Source organism: Bariatricus massiliensis, from assembly GCF_900086725.1.
GTDB lineage: Bacteria > Bacillota > Clostridia > Lachnospirales > Lachnospiraceae > Allocoprococcus > Allocoprococcus massiliensis.
The window spans coordinates 589,322-614,765 of record NZ_LT574837.1 but is presented as its reverse complement, the minus strand read 5'-3'; the positions used below and the strand labels follow the sequence as shown (position 1 = coordinate 614,765).

24 protein-coding genes are annotated in these 25,444 nt (G+C 41.0%); 21 read left to right on the top strand and 3 right to left on the bottom strand.

The window, feature by feature from the left end:
• Positions 1-13: 13 nt before the first annotated feature.
• Genes BN6465_RS09065 through BN6465_RS09035 form a run of 7 tightly spaced genes read left to right on the top strand, consistent with a single transcriptional unit; the run spans position 14 to position 7,460 of the window.
• The gene (locus BN6465_RS09065) at positions 14-649 is read left to right on the top strand and encodes a hypothetical protein (protein WP_066733689.1); all 636 of its coding nucleotides are present in this window, start codon (positions 14-16) and stop codon (positions 647-649) included.
• Positions 646-1,326: a polyphosphate polymerase domain-containing protein gene (locus tag BN6465_RS09060; RefSeq protein WP_066733687.1), complete on the top strand. Its 681-nt coding sequence runs from the start codon at positions 646-648 to the stop codon at positions 1,324-1,326. The genes BN6465_RS09065 and BN6465_RS09060 overlap by 4 nt, the downstream gene beginning before the upstream one ends.
• Before the next feature lie 21 nt (positions 1,327-1,347).
• On the top strand, positions 1,348-2,028 hold the full coding sequence (locus BN6465_RS09055; protein WP_066733684.1) for a DUF4956 domain-containing protein: 681 nt from the start codon (positions 1,348-1,350) through the stop codon (positions 2,026-2,028).
• Between the two features lie 18 nt (positions 2,029-2,046).
• Entirely contained in the window at positions 2,047-3,477 is a 1,431-nt protein-coding gene (locus BN6465_RS09050) for a CotH kinase family protein (RefSeq protein ID WP_066733681.1), read from the top strand.
• A gap of 28 nt (positions 3,478-3,505) precedes the next feature.
• Positions 3,506-4,603: a non-hydrolyzing UDP-N-acetylglucosamine 2-epimerase gene (wecB, locus tag BN6465_RS09045; RefSeq protein ID WP_066733672.1), complete on the top strand. Its 1,098-nt coding sequence runs from the start codon at positions 3,506-3,508 to the stop codon at positions 4,601-4,603.
• On the top strand, positions 4,600-5,802 hold the full coding sequence (locus BN6465_RS09040) for a hypothetical protein (protein WP_154670229.1): 1,203 nt from the start codon (positions 4,600-4,602) through the stop codon (positions 5,800-5,802). Before wecB ends, BN6465_RS09040 begins: the two co-directional genes overlap by 4 nt.
• Positions 5,799-7,460, top strand: coding sequence for a fibronectin type III domain-containing protein (locus BN6465_RS09035; RefSeq protein WP_066733658.1), 1,662 nt, complete (start codon positions 5,799-5,801; stop codon positions 7,458-7,460). Before BN6465_RS09040 ends, BN6465_RS09035 begins: the two co-directional genes overlap by 4 nt.
• A gap of 105 nt (positions 7,461-7,565) precedes the next feature.
• Here the strand turns inward: BN6465_RS09035 and BN6465_RS09030 are convergent, their stop codons facing one another.
• The 3 genes from BN6465_RS09030 to BN6465_RS09020 form a co-directional block, all read right to left on the bottom strand.
• On the bottom strand, positions 7,566-8,105 hold the full coding sequence (locus BN6465_RS09030; RefSeq protein WP_074017782.1) for a LytR/AlgR family response regulator transcription factor: 540 nt from the start codon (positions 8,103-8,105) through the stop codon (positions 7,566-7,568).
• 177 nt (positions 8,106-8,282) lie between these two features.
• On the bottom strand, positions 8,283-8,885 hold the full coding sequence (locus BN6465_RS09025; protein ID WP_199882811.1) for a GHKL domain-containing protein: 603 nt from the start codon (positions 8,883-8,885) through the stop codon (positions 8,283-8,285).
• Positions 8,886-9,139: 254 nt separating this feature from the next.
• The gene (locus BN6465_RS09020; protein ID WP_066733644.1) at positions 9,140-10,027 is read right to left on the bottom strand and encodes a hypothetical protein; all 888 of its coding nucleotides are present in this window, start codon (positions 10,025-10,027) and stop codon (positions 9,140-9,142) included.
• A 271-nt stretch (positions 10,028-10,298) separates the two neighbouring features.
• Between BN6465_RS09020 and BN6465_RS09015 the strand changes: the two genes are divergently transcribed.
• From BN6465_RS09015 to BN6465_RS08955, 14 genes are all read left to right on the top strand, one after another.
• Positions 10,299-10,820, top strand: a complete 522-nt coding sequence (locus BN6465_RS09015; protein WP_066733639.1) for an FHA domain-containing protein — start codon at positions 10,299-10,301, stop codon at positions 10,818-10,820.
• Between the two features lie 3 nt (positions 10,821-10,823).
• Positions 10,824-12,833 (top strand): protein kinase domain-containing protein, encoded by a 2,010-nt coding sequence (locus BN6465_RS09010; RefSeq protein WP_227183436.1) that lies wholly within the window; start codon positions 10,824-10,826, stop codon positions 12,831-12,833.
• On the top strand, positions 12,833-12,970 hold the full coding sequence (locus BN6465_RS20755) for a hypothetical protein (RefSeq protein ID WP_154670228.1): 138 nt from the start codon (positions 12,833-12,835) through the stop codon (positions 12,968-12,970). Before BN6465_RS09010 ends, BN6465_RS20755 begins: the two co-directional genes overlap by 1 nt.
• A 32-nt stretch (positions 12,971-13,002) precedes the next feature.
• Positions 13,003-13,902: a hypothetical protein gene (locus BN6465_RS20475; protein WP_154670227.1), complete on the top strand. Its 900-nt coding sequence runs from the start codon at positions 13,003-13,005 to the stop codon at positions 13,900-13,902.
• 15 nt (positions 13,903-13,917) lie between these two features.
• The gene (locus BN6465_RS09000) at positions 13,918-14,169 is read left to right on the top strand and encodes a zinc ribbon domain-containing protein (protein ID WP_066733637.1); all 252 of its coding nucleotides are present in this window, start codon (positions 13,918-13,920) and stop codon (positions 14,167-14,169) included.
• 12 nt (positions 14,170-14,181) lie between these two features.
• Positions 14,182-14,913: a zinc ribbon domain-containing protein gene (locus BN6465_RS08995; protein WP_066733634.1), complete on the top strand. Its 732-nt coding sequence runs from the start codon at positions 14,182-14,184 to the stop codon at positions 14,911-14,913.
• Between the two features lie 14 nt (positions 14,914-14,927).
• On the top strand, positions 14,928-15,836 hold the full coding sequence (locus tag BN6465_RS08990; RefSeq protein ID WP_066733629.1) for a zinc ribbon domain-containing protein: 909 nt from the start codon (positions 14,928-14,930) through the stop codon (positions 15,834-15,836).
• Between the two features lie 69 nt (positions 15,837-15,905).
• Positions 15,906-16,553 carry a YARHG domain-containing protein gene (locus BN6465_RS08985; RefSeq protein WP_066733626.1) on the top strand — a complete coding sequence of 216 codons (648 nt, stop codon included), beginning with the start codon at positions 15,906-15,908 and terminating at the stop codon, positions 16,551-16,553.
• A 27-nt stretch (positions 16,554-16,580) separates the two neighbouring features.
• Entirely contained in the window at positions 16,581-17,165 is a 585-nt protein-coding gene (locus BN6465_RS08980) for a zinc ribbon domain-containing protein (RefSeq protein WP_066733624.1), read from the top strand.
• Positions 17,166-17,182: 17 nt separating this feature from the next.
• Positions 17,183-18,706: a WG repeat-containing protein gene (locus tag BN6465_RS08975; RefSeq protein ID WP_066733621.1), complete on the top strand. Its 1,524-nt coding sequence runs from the start codon at positions 17,183-17,185 to the stop codon at positions 18,704-18,706.
• 52 nt (positions 18,707-18,758) lie between these two features.
• Complete coding sequence (locus tag BN6465_RS08970) at positions 18,759-21,413, top strand: hypothetical protein (RefSeq protein ID WP_066733618.1); 2,655 nt, start codon at positions 18,759-18,761, stop codon at positions 21,411-21,413.
• Between the two features lie 12 nt (positions 21,414-21,425).
• Positions 21,426-23,171 (top strand): zinc ribbon domain-containing protein, encoded by a 1,746-nt coding sequence (locus BN6465_RS08965; protein ID WP_066733615.1) that lies wholly within the window; start codon positions 21,426-21,428, stop codon positions 23,169-23,171.
• Between the two features lie 52 nt (positions 23,172-23,223).
• Positions 23,224-24,225: a zinc-ribbon domain-containing protein gene (locus BN6465_RS08960; RefSeq protein WP_066733611.1), complete on the top strand. Its 1,002-nt coding sequence runs from the start codon at positions 23,224-23,226 to the stop codon at positions 24,223-24,225.
• A complete protein-coding gene (locus BN6465_RS08955; protein ID WP_066733609.1) occupies positions 24,215-25,444 on the top strand; it encodes a glycoside hydrolase family 3 protein in 1,230 nt (409 codons plus the stop codon). Before BN6465_RS08960 ends, BN6465_RS08955 begins: the two co-directional genes overlap by 11 nt.

The following is a 25,444-nucleotide window of genomic DNA, read 5'->3' as shown; positions in this document are numbered from 1 at the left end:
GGAAGGGAAGCTTATGAGAGCATTGACGAACGAATTGTTTTTAAGATTTTCTCTGGAGACGGGAATCTTGGACGCGGTAAATGAAAACATTGAGTTTTTATCGGTCATACTGCTGATTTTGGCTGTTCTGACTTGTTTTTTTGGATTTAATATTTACCGGGCAGAATTTTCCGTATTAGTATTTATAGCGGTAACACTGGTCTGTTGTTTTGTGATGAGAGAACGCACAGACTGGGGAACAGTGACAACCGCTTTTGCGGTTTTAGGTACAGCGTTTGCGTTTTTTGCGTTTAGATGGCACCGACTCGGCGGCTTCGTTGTCGCGGGGCTGATTGCGGCGGCCGCTGTCTGGACTTTGAGCCGGACATTGTGGATAACTGTGGCGGCGGGACTGCTGGCGGGGGTATTGGTGCTGATGTTCCCTGTGATTGTAATCTGTCTGATGACTTCACTTTGGGGAACGATGGTACTATATGGTTACCGGAGTGATTTATCGTTTTTGAATGGGAATGGTTATGTGCCGTTTTTTATAATCGTGGCGGCAGGGTTTCTAGTTCAGATGCTGGTAAACAGAAGACAAAAGTTATTTGCGAAAGCATATCCAAGACGTTTGGAGCATTGGATACAGGAGAGAAGAGGTACTGTATGAGGACGGTCTTTAGAAAAGAGATAAAATATGTAATCAGTAGAGTGGAGTTTCTGCGGCTTACAAAACATTTGGACGTCTTGATGCAGAGAGATACGAATGGGGTCAATGGTACCTATATCGTGCGCTCCCAATACTATGATTCTCTGGGCGACCGGGACTTGTACGACAATCTTGACGGCGTGATGGAGAAGCGTAAAATCAGGGTCCGAATCTATTCGCCGGATGACCAGTACGCGAAACTCGAATATAAATGTAAAAGTAACACGGACGGTAAAAAGTATTCCCTCACTATTACACGGGAAGAAGCGCTGCTCATGGAAAAGCGCCAGTATGGCTTTCTGCTGGACTACGAGGAGCCGCTTGCCAAGACATTGTATGTGAAATTGATGCAGGGCGGCTATATGCCGAAGACAATCGTGGAGTACAAGAGGACTGCCTATATGCACACGGTCAGTGATGTCAGGGTTACTTTTGATACGGATATCAGGGCCGGAGTGGTGCCCTATGGAATATTCGCCGAGAATTTGGCATACATTCCCTTGATAGAAGGTGACAGAGGCGTTCTGGAAGTGAAGTATAATGATTTCGTTCCGTCCACGTTGAAGCAGATCATACAGGAGATTAACAGCCTGCCGGAGGCAAGCAGTAAATATTCAAAAGCGAGAAGTTACATTTAGCAGAAGACAAGAGGAGAAAAGATGAGAGAATTTATTATCGAGAACTTAGCAACAACAGAGACAATCAGTATTGCCACAATAGTACTGAATAACATTATAGCGATGGCCGCGGCATTTTTTATTATGTTTGCCTATAAGATAACTTATTCAGGAACCGCGTACAGCCGTAAATTCAACGTATCGCTGGGCTCAATTACTATTATTACCACGATGATCATGAGTGTAATAAGCAACAATATTGCGTTGTCCCTCGGTATGGTCGGCGCCCTTTCTATTATACGTTTCCGGACTGCCGTCAAGGATGTGCGAGATTCCATGTTCATTTTCTGGTGTATTGCCGTGGGGATTGGCTGTGGGGTTTCCCAGTACAGTCTGGTAGGAATCGGCAGTATTTTCGTGTTTTTATTTTTACTGCTTACAAGACAGGCCATCATGGACCAGAGACAGCTTTTGATTGTGCAGTCAGACCTTGACGCTCAGAACGAAATCGAGGCGATTGTGGAAAGTCATTTTGGCAAAGGGGTACATCAGACGATGAAGAGCGTGTCTCAGGAGGGATGTGAGCTCATCTACAGTGTGAAGGAGAATGTGCTTACGAAGGCAAATGAAAAGAATCTGATTGACATTTCCCAGAGGCTGATGAAATGTGAAGGGGTGAGGACAGTTAATATAGTAGAGCAGCTGGATGACATCGGACGTTAGGGCACCGGGAGGGAAGAAATGAAGAAAAGGATATATTCCACTATAAGCCTGTTGCTGTTTTTTGCGGTGATTGTTATAGGCGGTTATATATATAATGAGATTCAGTCCAGACCGATGGAAACCGATGTAAAGCTCAAAAAAACTAAGGTGAAGGACTGGACAGAGCCGGACGCGGACAGTCTTGCATATTACGGTCTCGATGAATTTGACACAGAGCTGCCGGTTCTTCATATTGACACGGACGGCAGACGAATCACAAAGGAAAATAAAATATGGGCGGAGCTGTCTGTCATGAATCAGTCTTTGGACGGAAGCAAGAGGAATATATCAGATACTCCCGACTATCAGGCACCTATCACGATTAATCTCAGGGGTGCTTCTTCGTATTCGGGATTTGACAAGCAGCAATACCGCATAAAGTTCTATAAAAAAGAAGGAGAAACAGGGGCCAAGGACTATGAGTTCCTAGGAATGGGAGCCAACAGCGAGTGGGTCCTGAACGGGCCTTTTCTCGACAGGACGCTCCTTAGGAACAGGATAATCTATCAGGTCTCCAGAGAGCTGTTAGAGTGGGCGCCGGACAGCCGTTTTTGCGAGGTATTTGTGAACGGGGAATATAAGGGGGTCTATCTGGCCGTGGAGCCGGTGACAAATGGCGAGTCAAGGCTGCGGCTGAATGAATTTGGCCTGCTGTCCGGAGAGACCGCGTATGTATTGAAGAGAGACAGAAAAGATACAGAAGACAACCCGATAGACACTTACGGAAAGACAGCGGGAAAAACTTTTAATGAATTATATATCTCCTATCCTACCGCGAAAAACTTAACCGAGACACAGAGAAGCTGGATTATCAAGGACATCAGCCATTTTGAAAAAATATTATACGGTGATGATTTCGCCGATCCGCAGAAAGGGTACGCCAAATACATCGACGTCGACAACTTTGTTGATTATTTTATCATTAACGAAGTGGCAATGAACAACGACGCGGGAAATTTGTCCACTTATGTCTATAAGGAACTAGGAGGAAAATTACAGATGACTGTCTGGGACTTCAACAATGCTTACGACAATTATCAATGGTTCCGCCAAGACTATACGGAATTTTTCCTCCAGACGAATTCTTGGTTTGACAGGCTCCTGACCGACAGAGCTTTTGTGGAGCGGATCGTGGAGCGCTATAAGGAGCTGCGAAAGGACGAGCTAAGTACGGAGCATCTCTATCGTTTGATTGAGGATGGAGAAAAGGAATTGGACGGGGCGATTGAACGGAACTTTGCAGTGTGGGGCTATACGTTTTCGGACGATCTGCTGATTTCCGGGGGGCAGGGCAGCCGAGACCCGAAGAGCTATGAAGAGGCGGTATCACAGCTGAAAGAGGCTATTGCTAAGCGTTTTAGTTTTCTAGATGAACATATGACGGATTTGTACGAGGGATGTATGAATTGAGTGTAAATGCAGAGACGGGAGAAGGATGATGAAGAAAGTAATGATAGTATTTGGCACCAGACCGGAGGCAATCAAGATGTGCCCGGTCGTGCTGGAGATGAAAAAGAGCAGTAAATTTGAGGTACTCGTGTGCGTCACGGGACAACACAGGGAAATGTTGCAGCAGGTTCTGGATATTTTTGAGGTGAAGCCGGATTTTGATCTGGCAGTCATGAAGCCGGGGCAGGATTTGTTCGATATCACGAGCAGAGTGCTTTTGGGGATGCGTGACATATTGCAGGCTGCCAAGCCAGATCTGGTATTGGTTCACGGGGACACGACGACAGCCTATGTTTCAGCTATGGCAGCCTTTTATTTACAGATACCGGTGGGGCATGTGGAGGCGGGACTGAGAACATGGAATATGTCCTCGCCCTTCCCGGAGGAGTTCAACAGACAGGGAATCGGAGTTCTGGCAAAATACCATTTTGCGCCTACGGAGCAGGCGAGAAAGAATCTGCTCAGTGAAGGGAAGCCGGAAGAGTTTATAAAGGTGACGGGCAACACGGGAATCGACGCTCTTGTCACAACAGTAAAAGCCGGCTTCAAACATGAGATTCTCGACTGGGCCAAGGACAGCCGGCTGCTCGTGATTACGGCACACCGCAGAGAAAATCTGGGACAGCCCATGCACGAGATGTTTCGGGCAATCCGCAGAATCATTGAGGAATTTCCAGATGTGAAGGCAGTGTACCCTATCCACATGAATCCGCAGGTGAGAAAGATTGCCGCTGAAGAGCTGGAGGGTTGTGAGCGGCTTCGCATTATCCCGCCTCTGGCCGTGGATGAGTTTCATAATCTGTTGAACGCGGGGTATTTGATTCTCACAGACAGCGGAGGAATTCAGGAGGAAGCCCCTTCTTTAGGAAAACCGGTGCTTGTCATGCGTGACACGACAGAACGCCCGGAAGGTGTGGCGGCGGGAACACTGAAGCTGACCGGCACAAAGGAATCATGTATTTATCAGGCGTGCAGGGAACTGCTGGAGGATGAAGAATTGTACCGCACTATGAGTCAGGCAAGAAACCCGTACGGCGACGGAACGGCAAGTAAACAGATCAGGCTGTGGCTGGAAGAGGTACTATGAGGCATCGTGGGAGGCGTATGCTCGGCATCTGCATATCGGCGGCTGTAATCTGTGGGGCGCTGCTTTTTTGCACTGTGAAATTGTACGATGAGGAGCAGGCGTTGTATCAAGATAAGATAGAAAAGGTGCGCAGTCTGGCGGAAAAGGAAAAACGGTGGATTGCAGAAAATCAAGGCAGTGAAGGGCAGATATACCTGAATTATACGGATGATGGGGCAGGCGATGTAAACCCTTACTTTGCCTGTCTTGCGGCGCAGGGGCTCCTGAGCGGAGAGGCCACGGATGAAGAATTGGAGCAGGCGTTCGCATACATTTGCTGGCACAGAGAGCATTTCTTGGAAGAGCAGGGAGAAATCTCCAATTACAGACTGATAGGCGGCCAGCTTCTGACACAAGGAGACAAAGATTCTGTGGATTCTTATGTGGCAGTATTTTTGTCGCTTTTATGCCGTTTTGGGGAGGCTGGCGGAGACTTGACGGAAGCAGACCCTGACGGAGAAGCACTGTGCCTTGGAATACACAAACTGGAAGAACTCTGGGATGGAGGCTTGACGAAGGTAAGTCCAGACAATGGAATCCGCTATCTTATGGATAATGTGGAGGTGCTGGGGGCGCTGACTGATATGAAAAACTATCTGGATACAGACAGAGGACACTGGCTCTCGGAGGGCAGAAGCCAAGAATGTATGGAAATGCTTGAAAGAATGATAAAAGAGGGCAGGGAAACAACTGAAAGATTGCTGTGGAACGACAAGGAGTCCCGCTACGAAATAGGGCTCGACGATGCGGGACGTATATTCAAGTTCGAAAGCTGGGAGCAGCTTTATCCTGATGCGGTGGCCCAGATTTACGGCGCAGCCTTTTTAAAGGATATGGCTGGAAATAAGAGAGGGCGTGACTTGTATGGGATGTTTAACCGTGTATATGACTGGGAGCGTATGGAACTGCCAGAAGAAGAGGCGTTCGGATGGGCCGTTCTTTCCTATATTGCTGTGGAGATGGAGGACGCGGACCGGGCGGAGACTTACCTTCATGAATATGAGAGCAGTACCAAGAAGGAAAGAGCGTATCCCCTGCATACTGCGGAGGCAGGCTGGACGGCAAGAACATGTGCCGGACTGGAGAAAGTATATGAGAAAGCCTTGAACAGAAGCATACTGGAAGTTGCCGTTGACTGGATAAAGGAGCAAGTGTCATGAATCAGAAAGAACGGAAGATAAAATTAGGCATCATTATATTTTTGGCGGCCGCCTTCTGCGCCAGTGTATTTTTGATTGCTGCAGGCAAATACGGACTTTGGGAAAGCTGGTCTCCCAAGGAGGAAAAAGAACAGGCGCTGGAAATACTCACGTCCGATGCAAAATGGCGGCATTTGGGCACGAAATCGGAGCCGGGGGTTGGGAATGTCTGGACGACTCAGGAATATGACGCCGGTGACTGGGAACAGGTGAGTGGAAGGTATGAAGAGGACTGTCTAGAGACAGGGACGACGACTGCGTTTTTCCGTTATGAATTCAATGTGGAGGATACTGGCAAGTATCAGTATATGGAAGGGAAGATACAATATGCCGACGCCGTGCTTATCTATCTCAACGGAAATGTTATATTTGCGGGAAATGTGCCGGCTGGCGGCTATTATTCCAATCTGGATATGGGGGCATGTAATACGGTTGAGACTACAAGGGAAAGTACCTTTGCGGTGACAGATTTGGAGGGACTGACAGAAGGCCGGAATGTTATTGCCGTCGAGGTCCACAGAAGGGATGAAAGCAGCCAGAACATTGCTTTTCATTTTCAACAATTGAATATGTTTGAAACCGAGTATGAGGAAGAAACTCCTGACACGGAAGGACTCATGCTCTGCAGAGGAGAAGAGTCGGACACTGTGGAGATGAATTGGATTACGGATTTGGAGGAGTCCTATAAGATTGAATATATGGAAGGGACATTGGATACGGTGGAGGAATCCACATTCTCCGAATATGCCCACTCTGTGATTATGGACAGCAAAGAGAGTACCAATGGAACTGGCTATCAGAAAAGCGGGCAGATTACCCGCTTGAAGGAACGGACGGACTATGTGTACAGAGTCATCCGAATCGGTGGGGTAGAGGGTTCCGCTATCTATCAGTTCCGCACCGCAGAAAAACAGGAGACTTCATTTTTGTATACGGGAAATGTCCGGATGAGCGGACTTGGCGAGGCCCTGCATGTTCGAAATTGGAAAAGTAATTTAAAAAAAGCGGTTGATTTCTCCGATAGGCCAGATTATCTTATCGTTGGGAAGACGGAAGAAGAATGGCCGGATACTGCGCAGACGACGGATAAGAATTACGAAAAGCTGTTTCGCTCTGCAGAGGAATTGAAAGAAATACCCGTCATTGTATCTGAAAGTTTCAAGGGGGATGCTGGCACTGGAAAGCCTGAGAGACAGTCCCGGGCATATATGGATTTGCTGCTGATGAGTCTGAGCACTGCAGACAGAGATTACGACGGCATCCGCAATTATATGGAAAGCGCTATGCTGGAGAGAAACCGGAAGTGGAATATGGTAATCATAGACGCTTCCTATCTCACAGAGCAGGGGACAATAGAAGCGCAGTATTCAGACATATTTGAAGAGCTGGATATAGACTTAGTTCTGGTGAGCGGCGGAGAGTATGGCATCCAGTTTACGGGAGGCGGAGACGCAGACAGTAGAGAGGGAAACTATGTTAAAGACAGCGGACAGACCTTGTATGTGTATGGAGGGATGGATGCGGTCGCTATTCAAGTAGCTAGTTCGGAAATCGGAATAAAGGGATACGATGTGGAGGCGGGAACGACGGAGAAGCCTATTAAGCTGCGGAGAAGATAGGCTGTATGAATTGAAAAAGAAAGTGCGGGGAAATGCTCCTTTTTGATAAGAATTAAGGTATGACAATTCTTATCGAGAAGGAGCCATTTTTTGTTAAAACAGAAATTAATTTACACTGCTAAATAGGTTGAACTCTCTTTTTATATCTTTATAATGGGAGCGGCTTATAGGAATTTTTATATTTCCCTTTATAATAGCACAGTCCTTTTCTAGATTTGTAATAGCGTTCATATTGATAATATAACTTCTGTGGCTGATAACAAAGGAACGATTCAAACGCTGGTGGATGATACTTATTTTTTCAGAAGTATAGAAAGTCCTTGCGGCAGTATGGATCTCTGTGGTCCGAAGGATACGCTCGATATAAAGAATATCCGTTTGCTTTATCTTATAATGTTCTTTACTCCAGTCAAATTCCAGATATAGATTATCCTGTTCCCGCAACTTTTTAAGAGCAAGCTCAAGAGCGCGGGGAATATAGGTATCCATATGCTGTTTATTTATAAAATATATGTGCTGTGACTCATATACTGAACTTACATACTCAAGATGCTGGGTAATGTAAATAATCTGTGCATCGGGTATGGATTTATTAAGTTCCTGTGCCATGACGATTCCAGAACCATCCCCCAACTCAATATCCATGAAAACAATGTGATAATTAATGAAATTGTCAGAAAATTGGGGGGGGGGTAAAAAATTCCTTAAATGATGAAAAGGTATATATGGTATGAGGAATAGTAAGAAAATTGTGAATTATCTTTTTAATCATCTCCTGATGGACAGGATTATCTTCAAATAATGCAATAGAAATCATCAGTATTACCTCCTATCTTTATAATAGGAAATATCAGTGTGCAGCATGATCAATGACTGAAATGTATTTCCTTTATCGATCCACTCGCAGGAGCCGTTATATTTGTCTGTAAGTTCTTCTATAATAGCCAGCCCATATCCGTGGAGGGCAGAATCAGGCTTTGTTGTCTTTCCATCAAAAATGATATCAGGACTTTTTGAATTTTCCATATTAATATGTAGAAAATTAGTATTGTAATGTACTTTTAAAGTTAAAAAAGGTTCATTCACACCGGAATTTATGCAGGACTCAATTCCATTATCCAGAAGATTAAAGAAAATGGTGGATAAAACAGAATGTGGTAAACCTATTTCTTCGGGAAGAAGTATCTGGTAATTGGTGAGTATGTGGTTCTTTTCTGCAAGCTCTTTCCTGTCCTGCAAGATAGCATTGAGCAAAGAGTCGGAAGCGATAGGGCGCATCCTTACCTTCTCGAAGTAATCGGAAAGCTGTTCCATTTCCCGGGATGCCTGAGGGATATCTTCCCTCTTAAGCTGTTCCCTCAATATTTTCAGATGTCCGAATATCTCTGTCTGAAATTCCTGTGCCCGCTCCCTGTTTCTTTTCAACTTTTGCGCCTGCTGTCTCTGCACATCTTCTTCCTGCTTTAATAAGATAAGCCGGTTGCTTAGGTGGAACGTATGTAAGGCCTGTTTCAGCGCGATAAAATATGACATATATGCAAACGGACAAGACAAAGCAAATAAGAGCTGGAAAATAAAAGCGTAAAAAACAGATTCAGGGAGGATATTAAATAAGTGGTTCAGGAAAGCAAATAAATATGATGAAAATAAACTTATTAAAAAAAGCAATCTATATTTTGTCATTTCTTATCTTTTTCCAATCCATAGGCATCAAAAATTGAGTCTATATATTTCACGGCTTCATCTGTCTGCTCCTGTTTAATAAGATAAGACAGGGAAAGCAGATGATTGGAAATGTCGTGGTTCCATTTCCGTGTGGCTTGATATTCATCGGCAGCCTTCTGGAAGTGTTCAAGTTGGAAGGCAATAAGCTTTTCATGCATTTTGAGCTGTATATTATAGGATTCCTGATTTTCCAGCTTCTTTAAAGCAGAGTTAAGTACAACAAGGCAGATAATAACAGCAGTCCAATATAAGAGGGAATATAATAAATAGTCTTTTATGGCAGCAAAAGCAAACAGGCCGTTCTGAAGAAATAACAATACAGCCAGTGGGCCGCCAAGCCTCAGTAGAAGAGAAGGCCTGAGGAAGAGAAAGCAATTTTCCAGAAGTCCTCCTAACTTACTGAACACAAATATTAAGAGAAGAAGATCAAGCAGAAACATCAGGGCTGCCAGAACGACAGGCCCATCTTGAATCAGCATTTTAGGAAGAAGATTCTTCTCTGGAAAAAACAGGTTTATCGCCATAAACGGAGCGGCAGATGCAATTTCTGCCAAGGTCAAAATAAAGCAGACAATAAAAAAGGCGCATAACCGAAGCAGAAGCTTTCCTTGAAAGAATAAGATACAGCATACAAGCAAAAGGCTATTGACTAAAATACTAAAGCTAGCGGAGACAGTAAAACCGTAAATAGAACCATATATGATCAAAGCCGCCGCCTGAAGAGAAAAAATTGCAATCTGGGGATGCTTTATACGATCATGTGGTGTCAGGATGCGGCAGTAAAACTTGTTGACAATCAAGTATGTCAGCAGAGCATATATAAGAACTATTGATTGTTCCATTATATTATTCCTCCTAAAGGTATAGTTCTTAATTATAGATTATATATGGGATGACATAATTTGACAATGGAAGGCAGAAAGAAAGGAATGCAGAATATTACATATAAATGCCATTCATGCAGTTTGAATGGAAGGGCTACACGGGGGAGGAATATAATGAATACATATTTTGGGAAAGGAAAACACTGGAAAAGGAGAAAGAAAAGTTGATACGCACTAACGAATTTGGAGTAAAAATATATTGGAATATATAGTAGCGAGGAGGACAGATATGGAGGATATCTTTCAAGGGTGGCAGGATAAAAAAAATAAGTATATTCCACCAGTTAGACAAAAGGGATTTTCACAGGATGTGTTGGTACGGGAATATATTCCTCCTCTTAATGTGGAACCAGAACCGGAGAGCGCAGAGGAAAAGATAATACATAAAAAGAGCGAAGATGAGACATATGATGGAGGAGAACCCACGGTTCTAATAGAGCCAGCTATGAGAATCCATGCTTTTTTAAAGAGAGCAAAAACTGGCAGTATGGAAGAAATTACAAAGAAACAATGGATAATAGGAAAATCTGCGGAAGCAGATTACGTAATTAAGGATAATCCAACGGTAAGCAGAAACCACGCAAAGATTCAGTTTAAAGAAGACGGATACTGGCTTACGGATTTGAGGTCGTCCAATCATACATATGTAGATGGGGAACAGATATTAGAACCGGTCAGGCTTATTAATGGCATGAAGTTCCGATTGTCTGAAGATGAGGAGTTTGAATTTACGATTAGGATGGGACGATAAAATATGGAAGGGATGAAAAGTATTTCAGATACCTATGAGGTACTAGGAAAACTTGGGGAAGGAAGCGGAGGTGTCATCTATAAGGCATACCATAAAAGGCTTAAGATTGAAGTAGTCTTTAAAAAAATGCGAAACAAAAGCATTTCTATGTCATTAAACCGGAAAGAGGCAGATATTCTCAAGAAACTTCATCATTCTTATCTGCCACAAGTGTTGGATTTCTTAGATATTGACGGAGATATCTATACTGTGATGAGTTACATTCCGGGCAAATCATTTCAGCAATTATTGAGAGAAGGAGAACGGTTTAGCCAAAACGATATGATTCGCTGGGGGATGCAGGTATGCAGTGCCCTAAATTATCTGCATAGTCAGAATCCGCCCATCATACATGGCGACATTAAGCCCGCCAATATTATGCTGACACCGCAGAGAGATATATGTCTGATAGATTTTAATGTTTCTTTTTTCCTGAATGAAAATACAATTCTTGGATATACAAATGGTTACAGTTCTCCTGAGCAGTATACAACTGCTTCCAACAGCAGAGGCAAGTGTAGCATTCCAAACGCCTGCTATATTGATGAAAGGGCAGATATTTATAGTGTGGGGGCAACGTTTTATCATTTGGCGACGGGGATAAAAATATCAGATTATAAAGGAAAAAAAGAGTTAAAGTTTTTGGAGGAACATACCAGTCCAGCCTTTGCTCAGGTAATCCATAAGGCACTTATGAAAGAGCCGGGGGCACGGTATCAGACTGCACTTCAGATGTTTCAGGCTTTTCAGGGAATAACTAAGAAAAATCGGAATTACAAGAGCCTGATACACAAACAGACCGGTATTCGGGTTGGAATTGTTATTATGATGCTGGCATTTATACTGGTGGGAGGATACGGCATTCATACGGTGAAGGCTGAAAAGATAGAGCAATATAATAAACTGGTAGAAATGCAGATAACAGCGAGGGAAGATAATGATTATAAGGAAGAAGAGCAAAAACATGTAGAAGCAGTACAAATATATCCCTCGGGACTGGAAAGCTATTATCAACATGCTTATTCTCTGTATCAACAGGAAGACTATAAGAAATGTATTGAATTTGTAGATTATAACATATTCAGAAATGAAAAAGTGGAACAAAAACAAGCGCACATGTCAGATGTGTATTATCTGAAAGCAGAAAGCCTTTATCGTCTGGGAGAGTATCAGAAGGCCGTAAAAGCATATGAGCAGTTATTCCGTTTGGGGGCGCAGAAGCAAGAATATTATAGAGATTATGCAGTGGCTCTTGCCTATAATGGCAATTCTCAAAAAGCGGAAGAAGTTCTGCAGAAAGCAGTGGAAGCCGGACTTAAAGGGGATTCTATCTATTATGCAAAGGGAGAGATAGAAATGACACTCGGCAAGACAGACGAGGCATTGGAGGATTTTGAGCAGTGCATACAGACAACGGATGATATGAATATGAAGGCAAGAGCTTTTCTTACAAAAAGCCGGATATACGAAGAAAAGGGGGACCGGAACACATCAAGAGACATTTTACTGGCAGCTAGAAATACGCTGCCAATCCAAAACCAGATACAGATATTGGAGGAACTTGCCCAGACAGACATAGAACTTGCAGAAAGGGAAGAAGATAATTCCTTTCGGCGAGAGGCAGCAGAGATACTTCAAGAAGTTATAAATCAGGGCTGGGACAGTTATGACACTTATGATACCCTCGTGATTTTATATGAAAAACAGGGGGAGCTTGATGAGGCATACACGATGTTAGAAATCATGGAGCAGCTTTACAAAGCAGATTATAACATATATAAAAGACATGCATTTCTGGAGATAGACAGACAGGAATTAAAGGATAATTCTGACAGAGATTATAATAAATTTGAAGAATATTATGAAAAGGCCGACAAGATGTATTATGAACAGCTAAAAGATAATAACACAGATACGGAAATGCAGTTACTTGACAGTGTATATAAACAGGTAAAAGAGGGAGGATGGCTATAATGCAGCTTACATCGGGTATGATTATGATTGCGGTAAGTATAGTGGGAAATATAGGATGTATTATAGCGCTGGCAGCCACAAAGAGGATATTTACCCGGCAGAGGAGAAAACTTCTGATGGAGATAGAGATGGAATAAAAACAAAGCAGCGTAAAGGGAAGGTGCAAGTAGTGAAATACAAACTAAAATATATGATTGCCTTATTATTAGCAGGGTCAATAGGTATGTGGTTTATGCCGTTGATTAAGATAAACTCTGTAGATATTTCAATCATGGATATCTTAAAAGTAGGGATTGGGAATTATGGTATAAGCGGAACTGCCGGAGAGATATATCCATACATAGAAGAATACTTTAAGCCAAAAGTAATAGTGGTATTCATTGTGTTGGTGCTAGTCTTAGTGGGTGCATTTTTAACGGCGGTTATTAGTGGGAAAAAGTCTTATGTCATAGCAATAATAAGTAGTATTGTTAATAATATTTCGGTTATATCTGTGTGCCTGTATATTAAAAACAAAATGGCAGAGGTGCAGAAAGCGCTGGTCTTGCTGGATATTGGACAAGTAATGAAGTTTTCGTATGTTACCATTATTTTGTGGATTGTAATGTATGCGGTGATTGTGCTGCTATGCATCTTAGGTCTATGGTTATGGAGAAAAAAAGAGTGGCAGGAAGAATATGTGGAGGCTATGCCGGAGAAGATAGATTCAAGGCAAAATGTGTGGGAAAGACCAGTGGCAGTGAGACAGCAGGAGAGTACTGGTTTTGAAGGCGCTGTTGTAGGGGAAACAGGAATATTTGAAGGAAAAGTGTATTCATTGAAAGAGAGAGTGGAAGTATTTTTTGAATGGGAGAACGGAAAGGCAGTTCTAAAAAAACAAAGAAACACACAAAATCTGGCAGGAATATATTATGTTGCTAAATATCAGGAATATTGCATAGATGTTTTTGTAAAAAGTAACGTTTTTCTTAGCAGTGGGCAGCCGTTGGGAGCTGGGAGAACGTATTATCTTCCAAGAGGAACTGAAATATATATCACAAATAAGGAAAATCAATTTTTGCTGGCATAGAAGGAGGCAGGATTCATGAGTGATAGTGATAAGCAAAAGGATATGGAACGATTATTGGATCAGGTATATAGGGAACTTGGAAAAGAGTACTATGAAGGCGGCTTTGAAGACCCGCTTCCACAGCTGCTGCCCTTTTTTGATAAAATTACCCGTTTGAAGAGTAAATACGAAGAACAAAAGGAGCAGGAGAATGTCTGCCCGCAATGTGGAACAAAAATGGAAGAAGATTCGGTATTCTGCGGAAACTGCGGATACCGGCTGAAATAGGAGGAAGATAAAATGGCATTTTTAGAAGATTTGGACAAAAAACTTACTATGTTAGGACAGGGAGCAATACAAAAGACAAAAGAAGTTACTGATTCAGCAAAATTGTTAACGGCTATTAAGAGTTTGGAGCAACAACAAAAAGAAGCTTTCGGGCAATTAGGTTTCATTTATTATAAAGAACATACGGAGGATATAAGCCCTTCAGCAGCTGATGTTATACATAAGATTAAAGATTTGGAACAGCAGATTGAAGCAAGAAAAAGTGAGATGCAGAAAATGAAAGGAACTATTTTGTGTCCCAATTGTAATGCAGAGATACCGAATAATTCATTGTTTTGTAATGTATGCGGGGCTAAGATTGAAGCTCAAAAACCGGTTAATATGCCGGTAAAAGCATCAGCAGGGGTATGTGTGAATTGTGGTGCACCAATAGAAGAAGGGCAGCAGTTTTGTATGAGCTGTGGAACACCAATATCAATAGAGATGCCGAATCCGCCGGAGTCAGGTGATGTATATGCGGAAAGTCAGGAAGAGGCCAATGAGCTGGTTCAAGATTCTGGCAGAGTATGCGCGAACTGTGGCGCACTGTTAGAGGAGGACCAGCAGTTTTGCATTAACTGTGGGACACCAGTAGCAATAGAAGTACAGCAACAGCCGGAAAAGGGTGTTATATGCCCCAATTGTGGTAAAGAGGTATCGGAAGGAATGAGATTTTGTACATCATGCGGAACAAAAATAGAATAAAGGAAGATTAAGCTATGAGATGTCCAAAGTGTGGAAGAGAAAACATAGACAATGCCATGTTCTGCGGAGCATGTGGAGCTCACCTTCAAGTGAGAAAAAAGAAATCGTTTTTGGGAATTGCGGCAGGGATTGTATTGGCTATAGCAATTTTAATTGTAGCAGGGAGTATCATTTTTAATAAATCGGAAAAAGCGGAAAATATTATTGAACAAGGAAAGAAATCCACCGGCGGCAGTAAGAAACTGTCTCAAAAAGAGGAAGAATTAAAGAAAAAACCGGCAGCAGACGAAATTGCTGAGGAGGGATTCTTTTCGTATTATTCAGATGATTTAAAAGTTTCGGTATCCTTATTGAAGAATCGGGAGGGGGAGAATATCTTAAGTTTTCAGTATGACTCACATATTCAGGGGGATTTAGAAAGCTTAAGTTTTCGTTGGGATTCTGACAGCGGGCAGTATCAGCAGATAGGAGAAGAAGAAAAGTACCGGATTGTATTGGAAAAGAAAGATGAATCAATCATTGCCTCATTAATGGATGGCAAAAGCGGACAAGTTGTGTTTGAGAACATACCGTTGGAGAAGAAAAATTATTTTAATCGGGCTAACATTATTATTGCGTTGGAGAGTTACGTTGACTCAGGTGCATCGGGCGTATTGAAAAAAGACAGTATTAGTTTTCCGACAAATGGATTAGAGAATAATCTGTATAATGAAATGCACGTAATTTCAGTATATGAAGCCGGACGGGAAGAAGAAACTCCCATATATGAAATTGTTGTGGCTGGTCCGGCTTTTGAAGAGGCGGGGGAGGCGTCAGTTTATAAAGAAGTGGATTTTCAAAAAATAGTAAATGGTGAAGAGACCTTTATGACAGTGTCCCCGATTGAGGAATTTAACGTAAATGAATACTTTATGTTTGAATAATATTAGTATAGCGTCCTTGAAATAACTGGACTTTATACCAGTAAATGTATCAGAAAGAAGGTAAAAAGTATGAAGTGTCCAAATTGCCATGCGCCATTGGATAAGGAGGATGTATTCTGTCCGGAATGTGGAAACAGGGTAGAGATGCAGAAAAAGTCCGGCTTAGCGGCTGTTATTATTTCATTGTTGGTTTTAGCTGTTATTATAGCTGGAATTACGATTTGGCTGTTGGCAGGGAAACAAGATGCTTCAAAATCCAATAGTAAAACTACGTTAGATACTCAGACATCTGATGATAAAAGGGATACTTACGAAGCGGAAAATAAAGAGGAGAGCGAATTAGAGTCAGAGAAAGATAAAGAAGAGAAAGTACCAGAAGAAAGTCTGGATTTGCCAGACAATACAGCCGAGGAAGATTATGTTATTCCACAAAGTAACAGTAAGTATCTGACAGATTTAGATGTACAGGGCAAGACGGCTCAGGAATTAAATTATGCAAAGAATGAAATCTATGCAAGACATGGAAGAAGATTTGATTCGCCGGAACTTCAAAATTATTTTAATAGTAAAAGCTGGTATACAGGTAAGTATGACGCAAAAGATTTTGATGCCAATTATAGTGCATCCCTTTTGTCAGATATGGAAAAAAAGAATGCAGAATTCTTAAAGGACAAAGAATATGAATTAGCACCGTCAGGGTATCAGTTGGATCAGTAAATATAGAGTACATAAGGAGGAAATACAATGTTTTGTAGTAAATGCGGAAAGCAGATTGAAGAGGGAAGCAGATTTTGCCCTTACTGTGGAAATGTGCAAGAACCGGTGGCAGGCCGTGCAGACAATTCCGTGTATTCAAATAAAGATAGCATACATATGGTTACAAATCACGGAACGGGAATTTTGAAGGGGATGAGCGCGGTTGATATTATTATCGCGGTTGTGTATATCATAATGCTTCTCTGGTGGACGATTCAGTTTTTCTCAAATTTAAAAGGAAGTTGGATAGTTTATGAATTCATGGGACCAGATGCAAAATTTATGGGGATGATTTTTTATATTATTCCGTACGCACTTGTTCTTTGTTTTTCTATAATAGGCATATTGGGAGTAAAAAAGAGAGAATATCACATTAGTACAAGTGTGATTATTGTGGTGATTGGCCTGATTGTAAAAATTGGTTCAATTGTTTTTAACTCTATTAGTTACAAAACCTATGTCATCGTTGCCCAAAGAGTATTTGCAGTATATGGGGCAATTGGCATATCTACAATTGTATTAGGCGTTATAACAGCCGTGCTGCTGTATGCGAAGATGAATCAGAGAAGATAAGAGGGGGCGGGCAGAACATGTATTGTAGTCGGTGTGGATGTGAAATAAAAGCCGGGGGCAGGTTCTGCCCTCAATGCGGGAATGCGGCAGGCGGTTTTCCGCAGCCCAGTGTCGATAAAAAAAGAAATCCCAAGTCCGCTTCGGGAAAAAGAAAAGGGAAAAAATGGATTACCATTATAGTATCTGTGTGTCTTCTAGTCACTGCGGTCGGTGGAGTATTCTTGTACCAAAAGGTGTTTTCAGAAAAATATCTGGCTCTTGTCATAAATGATGAGGGAAAGGTGGGATATATTAATGAAAATGGAAAAGAGGTAATAGAGTGCCAATATGATATGGGCAGAAGGTTTTCAGAAAATGGAATAGCAGTTGTAGGAGAGCGGATAGATGTAGACGATGAAGGAAATCCAATATACAGGTATGGCTGTATTAATCAAAAAGGTAAAGCAATCACAGAGTGCCAATATGTCGATATGGGTGACTTTTCTGATAAAAGTGGTCTTGCATATGTGGTAAAAATATCTGTAGAAGATGAGGAGTCAATATGGAAGTATGGATATATTAATGAGCAAGGAGAAGAAGTGATACCGTTGCAATATAATGGGGCGGGTTCTTTTTCGGAAAAAGGTCTTGCGCTTGTGTGGAAAGTAGTCAGGGAAGATGCAGATTCCATATGGAAGTATGGATATATTAACGAACAGGGAGAGGAAGTAATTCCACTACGATATGACTATGCAGAGCATTTTTCAGAAAGTGGACTTGCATGTGTGGGAAAAATAGTCGGGGAAGATGCAGATGGATATTCAATAAAGAAGTATGGATATATCAACGAGCAGGGAGAGGAAGTAATTCCATTACAATATGACTACGCATATTCCTTTTCAGAAAGTGGACTTGCATGTGTGGAAAAAATGGTCAGGGAAGACGAGGAGTCAATATGGAAGTATGGATACATTAACGAGCAGGGAGAGGAAGTAATTCCGCTACAGTATGATAAGGCAGAGTCTTTTTCGAAAAATAGTCTTGCGGTTATAGGGAAAGTGGAAGGAAAGGATGAAGATGGATATCCAAGATATAAGTATGGATATATTAATAAGCAGGGTGAAGAAGTGATTCCAATGCAATATGATGGAGCAACCTCATTTTTAGAAAATGGTTTAGCGCTGGTGGAAAAAGAAAATGGGGAAGGTATTTATGAAAAGGAGATAATTAATGAAAATGGGGAAAAAATCATGGGTTCCTTATCAACGGATACGTATATGAATACATTTACTGGTGGAAACGGGTTTTTTTATATAACAGAATGGGTTGACGATGCGAAGTACAAGATATTTGACAAAACAGTTCTTACCATTTCGGGGAAATTTGATTATGTGGATTATAATTATGGTGATAATGGAACAATAGCTGTTGGCAAAAAAATAGGGATGTTGTCAGACGGACAAAATAAATATGAATGTAGATATATAAATGAATATGGAAAGACGGTAATGAAGGTACCGGATAAATACATATATGCAGGAGCGTTTGCAAAAGTAAAGTAGGAGAGGGAAAGCGAAGATTAATCAGCTTCTATAGTTATTTAGAGGAATACTTATGAAAAAAAAGATAAAGTGGATTTTATTATTATTACTGCTAATTACGGGAATAGGGGGAATTTGGCTTTTCTTCTTTTACCAGCCCGAGAAAAAAGTAATAGATGAGGTTAAGGACGGAAGCAGGTATACGGAGGAAGAAGTCAAAGACGGAAGCGGCAGTGATGAAGATACGGCAGTATTAAATGAAAATGTGTATTTTTATGTTGATGAGGATGCAAAAAGAATCAATGAAGCTATTACCGCTGTAGAATATGAAGAGTCAGAGCTGGTTATAAAGTTTAACAAAGATACGGATATAGAGCTTGCATCGTTGAAGACAGGTGAACTGTTCTGGTTGGAAGGCAGTAAAGATACGCCGCTTAAGTCTACATATATCGGGAAAGTAGTATCAAACACAGAAGAAGGTGAAGAAATCTTATTGAGTGTAGACATGCCTATGCTGGATGAAGTGTTTGATAAACTGTATCTAAATGATGAGTTGAAGATTGATTCAAGTAATATAAATAATATCAGAACTGTTGAGGGGGTTACGATAACTCCTGTAGAAGCTATAGAAGCAGATTTTTTAGAGACGACAGATAATCAACAGAAAGAAGAGACAACAAATCTAGTTTACAATAAAGAAATGGATACAGAGATGATTCCGGTCTTAAGCAGTCCGCCGGCTAATTTTGTTGTTGAGCTTAATGTTGACTTGAGTGAAACACTGGGTATTGTTCCGGATTCAGAACAGGCAGGGGATTTTGAAAAGAAATGTAAACTTACGGGGAAGATAGGTGTGGAGGACCTGCAGATAAATTTTATTGCTGACTGGGATAAAAAATATGGAATGAAAGAATTAGCTACGGGTGTCAGTGGAAAGCAGGTTGCGAAGGTAGGAGCTGAATTGTCTATAGAAGGAGAAATATCCGGTGATACGACAAAAAAGGACATTGTGAGTTTCATAAAAATGCAGGGGCTGGAAGAAAAAGTATTTCCTATTGCTTATTTTGACTGTACCCCGGCAAAGCCAGTGCTTTTAAAGCCAAATACTGCCGGCAAAATAGGAAACGTGATAAATAAGGAAATAAAAAAAAGTTATGAATACACCATCATGCCTCTTTCCTGTGGGTTCATGGTCTATATGGATATATCAGGGAATTTGTCCATGAAGTTCACGATGGATTATGAACTCACAAATGAATTTGAAAATAAATTTGTTATTGTAAAGGACAATAAATATATATATCAATTTGAAGGAAAGTCTGAACCGAAGGAGAAGCATAACGCAAAGTTGGAAGCGCAGGCAGATGCGGATATACATATAGGGGCGTCTGTCATGGCCTATTTCTTTAATATTAATATGGCGGATGTGGCAATTGCCAAAGTAGGGGCTGAGGCAGAAGGAAAAGGAACATTTCAGACATCATCTGACCAAGAGGAGGATTCAGGTTTAGATGTATCCTTTTATGCTAGGCTGTATTTAAAAATAATAGATGCAAAAGCGAAACTAAAGGTAAAGGCAAATTTGTGGAATATAGTAAATGCATCTAATGGAATCAGTTTTGAAGGAACTTTGCTGGATAAGACATTAGCTGAGACCGGGCAGCGCAAGGATACACATTACGATGAGTCAACTATGTCGTGGAAGAAAATGACGGCAGAAGATAAGGAAAAAATATATTATAAGGGTTTGAATGGTAAGCTGTTCCGGGAAGATAAAAAAGGACATTCAAAAAAAGCAATATATGATGGTGAATTTTTCAGTATCTGTGGTTTGGACCAGTCATATGTCTATTTGCTTCAGGCTTCAGAGGATGAGAAATATAATGTGAGAAGAGTTAATAAAGATGGAACAACATCAAAGATTATTTTAAAAGATGTCAAGTATGTATTATTAATGGAGGAGCAGAATCTATATTATGTATCAGCTTTTTCGCCAAAGGAGATATATTGTTTAGACCGCTCTACATTGAAACACAAACAGTACATCTCTTTTACAGAGGATGTTGAATATATGGGGCAGGAGAATGAAGATTATTTTATTGTGACACAAAAGACGAATGCGTTTTCCTGGCTGTTTGGACCGGAATGTATATATTATCGTATTACCAAAAGTGGGGAAATTGTTCAATCATATGATAAGAACATTGCGCCGGAAGATAATTTAAAAGAAGAGTTTAAGGAATATCAAATAGCTTTAAAATTGGTATCCAATGGCTATCTGAGGGAGAGCGCAGAAGAAGTGTATTGGCTTTCCAAAAGTCCGGGAGTGGTTGTGGAGACAGAAGGAATTTCGGGATGGCATCCGACAGAAGCTGGAATATTTACAGAACAGAGCGATGATGACGGAACATGCAGAATCATACTTTATAATGCCAAGGATGGGACTCCGCAGGAGATAGGAAAAGTATCAGGAAAACAGACATTTTTTACCTTGGTGCAGGATACAAAAAAAGATTGGTATTACATGGATCAGACCGATACAAATCTGGAATTATACAGGATGGATTCCAACTTTCAGAATGTGAAGCTTCTTGACACAATCAGCAGGGAGGAAATCATATCTGATGAGGAGAACTGCAGTATGGAGATTGTGGATAACAAGCTATTTTTCTATACTATGCCGGAATGGTCTAAGTCAGAAGTATTGTATCGTTACAACTTGTTTTAAGAGGATTAAAAAGTGAAAAAAAAGATTTTGAGTATAGTGCTACTGACGGTAGTTATGTGTCTTGTGAAGGCCGTTGATCTTCAAGCGCAGGAGGAATTTAAAGGATATAGAAGCACGAGATGTATAATATCACAGTCGGATTTGGAGAACTTTGTCATGGGAGGGAAAAGTACTCTTGAGATGATTTTGGTCCAGAATCAATCAAAATCATATACGGTTTATACGAAATCTCTAGGCATGGATTTAGAATTATGTATAGAATATTCGTTTGAATCATATGAAGACTATGATGAAAAGACGAGGAAACTGCTTGGGTATAAACCGATTACTACCTATGGGGAATCAGAGGTTCCTTATGTTGAGAATTTTTCGCCTCTAGAATTGTTTAATTTTATCGACGTTGCAATGCAGAAATCAGGAGTGGTGGAAGAGACTAATTTTTGCAGATTGCTGAGTGTTAAGAAGGATGTCGTGGAGCTTAACGGGGGAACATATGAAAGTATAGAGGCTCTGAATACAGCGAAGGAAGATGAAATAGTATTTACCAATATTGATATAGATACAGAATTAACGGAAGGTATATACACCAGAAAGATAGGCTTTTCTATGGAAGAAACGGAAGCTCGGAAAATAGTTCGGGTTTTGAGGGACAGATGTGGTGTAATAGGTGTGGAATTAAATGAGGAAGGAGAAAGAAACTGTTCAGTTACATTTACCTCTGATTCAGAGAAGCAATTGATAAAAGATACAATGATGATCCTGGGAACGGCGGTTAATATTGAACATAAAAAATACTATAATACAGACACATCTGTGAGGATGAAAACCGTGGAACGCATAGACACAGAGAATATTCTAAGTGAAGAAGGGAAACTTTCATTTCATATTAATCTTCCGGAAACGTATACGAACCTTTCCGCAGATATTGAACCTCAAAAAGAGGAGGAAGAAAATGACGGAAGCGATACAAGCGTATCTGGCAGTGTGGTGCGCTATAGTGGTCGTGAAGGAGAAATAGACTATTATTATGACACACCACTGGCTTTTGATAACATCTCAGTAATAACAGACCTTTCAAGTGAAGGGCATAAGATAAACAGGACAATTACATTCTATATGGATTGGAATATTGCGGATGATTATTACAAAGCCACAAAGAAGCAGATGGAAAAAGGGCTTAAGAGGGGGGAAACTCTTAGAATCTACGATGATGAGGGATACAGATGCTATGAGATTACATATTCATCATGGTTTACCAGTAAGATAGACAGTTTTACGAACCGAGTGTTTGGTATTAACAACAGCAAACTGACATTAAAAAGAAGTACATTTCCTTTTGTTAAAAGTAAGATTCGAGATAAGTTTAACGTAGGGAAAGGAGATATAAAAGATTATTCGGAATCAGTAAGTATAAAATATATACTTCCGAATAACACAAAAGTTGAAGAAGGGGTTTACGAAGGAAAAGAAGGGAAAAATGTTTCTTTAATTAGTCCGTTTGACGTTTCAACGGAGATAGAGTTCTCTGCTTTCCATTATTCAAAATTTATTTTATATATGTTGGCAATTATTATATTGGGCGTCGCAATATTTTTGTTTGTGGGGAATGTGCAGAGAAAAATCGTGAAATTTAAAAGAAGAAAAGGCAGGGGAAAAAGAAAGAACGGTCAACAGCATTATCCAAGATACTGTCCTAAATGCGGGAGTGAGAGGAAAAATGGAGCAACATTTTGCGGGAAATGCGGGTATAGGTATTAGAAGATAATTATCAATAATCTATAGAAAAATACTCAGAGAGAAGGTGAAATATTTGAGATGTCAAAATTGTAATGCCTCGGTGGAAGCAGAAGATGTATTCTGTCCATCATGTGGAGCATCGTTGAGCAAAAAAAGACCATCAAAAATTCTTGTAATTACTATTTCTTTAGTGATATTACTTGCGATTGCGGCGGCAATCACCTTCTGGCTGTTTTATGGACATGATAACAAAGAGAGCGAAAAAAGTTTGCAGGTGGAGGAGGCAGAAGTAAAAAAGGATATAGAGCCGGACGCAGAACCAGAGGCCTATGATACTGACTGTACTGTGCCGGGAGATTTTTGGATAGAGGGGGAAATTGTGCAGGAGGGCAATGACTATTATCTGGAATTTGCGGAAAAGAAAGACCTGCTGATCAAAAAGGAAAACGGTAAGGAAACAGTAATGAAAGACAAAAATAAATTAAAGGTTCAGGCATCAGAATCTTTAATCCCATATAATGGCTGCGGCGTACGGGTAAACGGAACGGTATCTTTGGATTTTGATGAGAATTTACAGATTCAGACAGATAATATCATGATATCAGAGTCTAAAGGCGTTGAGGAAGGCGGGATTCACAGATATGAATATATCGTGAGTGACTGTACATGGCAGCAAGCATTTGATGATTGTATAAAACGCGGAGGATATCTGGCAAGAATTAACAGCAAGAAAGAATATGATTATATTTTAAGCGAGATCAGGCAGAAGGGGCTGGAGAAAAAGCATTTTAGAATTGGCGGCAGACGGGATGCAACATCCGAAGATTATTACTGGGTAAATGATAAGAATCAGTTCTATGGAGAGAAGGTAAATAGTGGAGGATACTGGTGTAACAGCGAGTGGATGGCAAATGAACCAAGCTATTCTGACAAGGATATTCAGGAGACCAGTCTTGATATCTTTTACTATGAGAAAGAAGAACGATGGGTGTGGAATGATGTGCCGGACAATATTATAGAGGTAGTTCCGGAATATGCTGGAAAGTTAGGGTATATATGTGAGTATGAAAATTAAAAGAGTAATTCTGATAGTGCTGGTGGTTCTAACAGGTATGGTTTTCGTTATATTGTCCAGACACAAGTCAAATCCCGATAACTTCCAACAAGAACAGAAGCAGGAAATACAGGATAACAACAAGTCTCAGGAAACAGAAGAGGAAAACACAAATGGCGTGGAACAGAAAACTAATAAAATACTTAGTGAATTGACCTTGCAGGAAAAGATTACACAGATGTTTATTGTCACACCGGATGTTTTGACGGAGGAAGATATGGTAACCACTCTTGGGCCGGGATTGCGAAATTCATATCAGGATTATCCGGTGGGTGGATTTATTATGATGGGGGCAAATATTTCATCTCCTGAGCAAATCAGTAATTTTAATATCATGTTGAAAGAGTTAAGCCTGCAAAAGACGGGATTGCTTCCATTTTTATGTGTAGACGAAGAGGGCGGAGAGGTAACCCGAATTGCGTCTAATGATAATTTCCTCATTGAAAATGTAGGAAACATGAGTGATGTTGGAAGTACGGGAGACGTGTCTAACGCTTATAATGCAGGCGTTTATATTGGCGGGTATCTAAAGAATAGTAGTTTTAATGTTAACTTCGCGCCAGATGCGGATGTCTGGATAAATCCGGACAATTCGGTGGTGAGATTTAGAGCCTTTGGTTCGGAGCCGGAACTGACAGCCAGAATGGTAGAACAGACGGTTTTGGGATTTCATAGCCAGAGAATCTGCACTGCGCTGAAACATTTTCCGGGGCATGGGGCTACAGGCCAAGACTCCCATGAAGGAAAGGCTTATTCACAGAGGACATTGGAACAACTGAGACAGTGCGAGTTCCTTCCATTTATAGCAGGAATACAGGCCGGAACGGAATTTATCATGGTGGGACATATTGCACTTCCAGAAGTGACCGGAAGTGATATTCCGGCAACTTTATCCCCTCAGATTGTCACGGAGCTTCTGAGAGAAGAGCTGAGCTATCAGGGGATTGTAATTACAGATGCTATGGATATGGGGGCAGTTACAAATTATTATTCGGCGGAAGAAGCGGCTGTACAAGCGATTCAGGCGGGAGTTGATATGATATTAATGCCGTCAGATTTTGAAGCGGCCTATCAGGGTGTACTACTTGCGGTTCAAAATGGGATAATTTCGGAAGAACGGTTAGATGAATCGCTGAAAAGGATTATATCTTTAAAAATAGAGCTTCAGGAGCAGAAGTGA

What these genes read in the sequence shown, in the direction of transcription:
- BN6465_RS09065 (WP_066733689.1), top strand. Translation starts at nt 14, where the DNA reads ATGAGAGCATTGACGAACGAATTGTTTTTAAGATTTTCTCTGGAGACG.
- BN6465_RS09060 (WP_066733687.1), top strand. Translation starts at nt 646, where the DNA reads ATGAGGACGGTCTTTAGAAAAGAGATAAAATATGTAATCAGTAGAGTG.
- BN6465_RS09055 (WP_066733684.1), top strand. Translation starts at nt 1,348, where the DNA reads ATGAGAGAATTTATTATCGAGAACTTAGCAACAACAGAGACAATCAGT.
- BN6465_RS09050 (WP_066733681.1), top strand. Translation starts at nt 2,047, where the DNA reads ATGAAGAAAAGGATATATTCCACTATAAGCCTGTTGCTGTTTTTTGCG.
- wecB (WP_066733672.1), top strand. Translation starts at nt 3,506, where the DNA reads ATGAAGAAAGTAATGATAGTATTTGGCACCAGACCGGAGGCAATCAAG.
- BN6465_RS09040 (WP_154670229.1), top strand. Translation starts at nt 4,600, where the DNA reads ATGAGGCATCGTGGGAGGCGTATGCTCGGCATCTGCATATCGGCGGCT.
- BN6465_RS09035 (WP_066733658.1), top strand. Translation starts at nt 5,799, where the DNA reads ATGAATCAGAAAGAACGGAAGATAAAATTAGGCATCATTATATTTTTG.
- BN6465_RS09030 (WP_074017782.1), bottom strand. Translation starts at nt 8,105, where the DNA reads ATGGATATTGAGTTGGGGGATGGTTCTGGAATCGTCATGGCACAGGAA.
- BN6465_RS09020 (WP_066733644.1), bottom strand. Translation starts at nt 10,027, where the DNA reads ATGGAACAATCAATAGTTCTTATATATGCTCTGCTGACATACTTGATT.
- BN6465_RS09015 (WP_066733639.1), top strand. Translation starts at nt 10,299, where the DNA reads ATGGAGGATATCTTTCAAGGGTGGCAGGATAAAAAAAATAAGTATATT.
- BN6465_RS09010 (WP_227183436.1), top strand. Translation starts at nt 10,824, where the DNA reads ATGGAAGGGATGAAAAGTATTTCAGATACCTATGAGGTACTAGGAAAA.
- BN6465_RS20755 (WP_154670228.1), top strand. Translation starts at nt 12,833, where the DNA reads ATGCAGCTTACATCGGGTATGATTATGATTGCGGTAAGTATAGTGGGA.
- BN6465_RS09000 (WP_066733637.1), top strand. Translation starts at nt 13,918, where the DNA reads ATGAGTGATAGTGATAAGCAAAAGGATATGGAACGATTATTGGATCAG.
- BN6465_RS08995 (WP_066733634.1), top strand. Translation starts at nt 14,182, where the DNA reads ATGGCATTTTTAGAAGATTTGGACAAAAAACTTACTATGTTAGGACAG.
- BN6465_RS08990 (WP_066733629.1), top strand. Translation starts at nt 14,928, where the DNA reads ATGAGATGTCCAAAGTGTGGAAGAGAAAACATAGACAATGCCATGTTC.
- BN6465_RS08985 (WP_066733626.1), top strand. Translation starts at nt 15,906, where the DNA reads ATGAAGTGTCCAAATTGCCATGCGCCATTGGATAAGGAGGATGTATTC.
- BN6465_RS08980 (WP_066733624.1), top strand. Translation starts at nt 16,581, where the DNA reads ATGTTTTGTAGTAAATGCGGAAAGCAGATTGAAGAGGGAAGCAGATTT.
- BN6465_RS08975 (WP_066733621.1), top strand. Translation starts at nt 17,183, where the DNA reads ATGTATTGTAGTCGGTGTGGATGTGAAATAAAAGCCGGGGGCAGGTTC.
- BN6465_RS08970 (WP_066733618.1), top strand. Translation starts at nt 18,759, where the DNA reads ATGAAAAAAAAGATAAAGTGGATTTTATTATTATTACTGCTAATTACG.
- BN6465_RS08955 (WP_066733609.1), top strand. Translation starts at nt 24,215, where the DNA reads ATGAAAATTAAAAGAGTAATTCTGATAGTGCTGGTGGTTCTAACAGGT.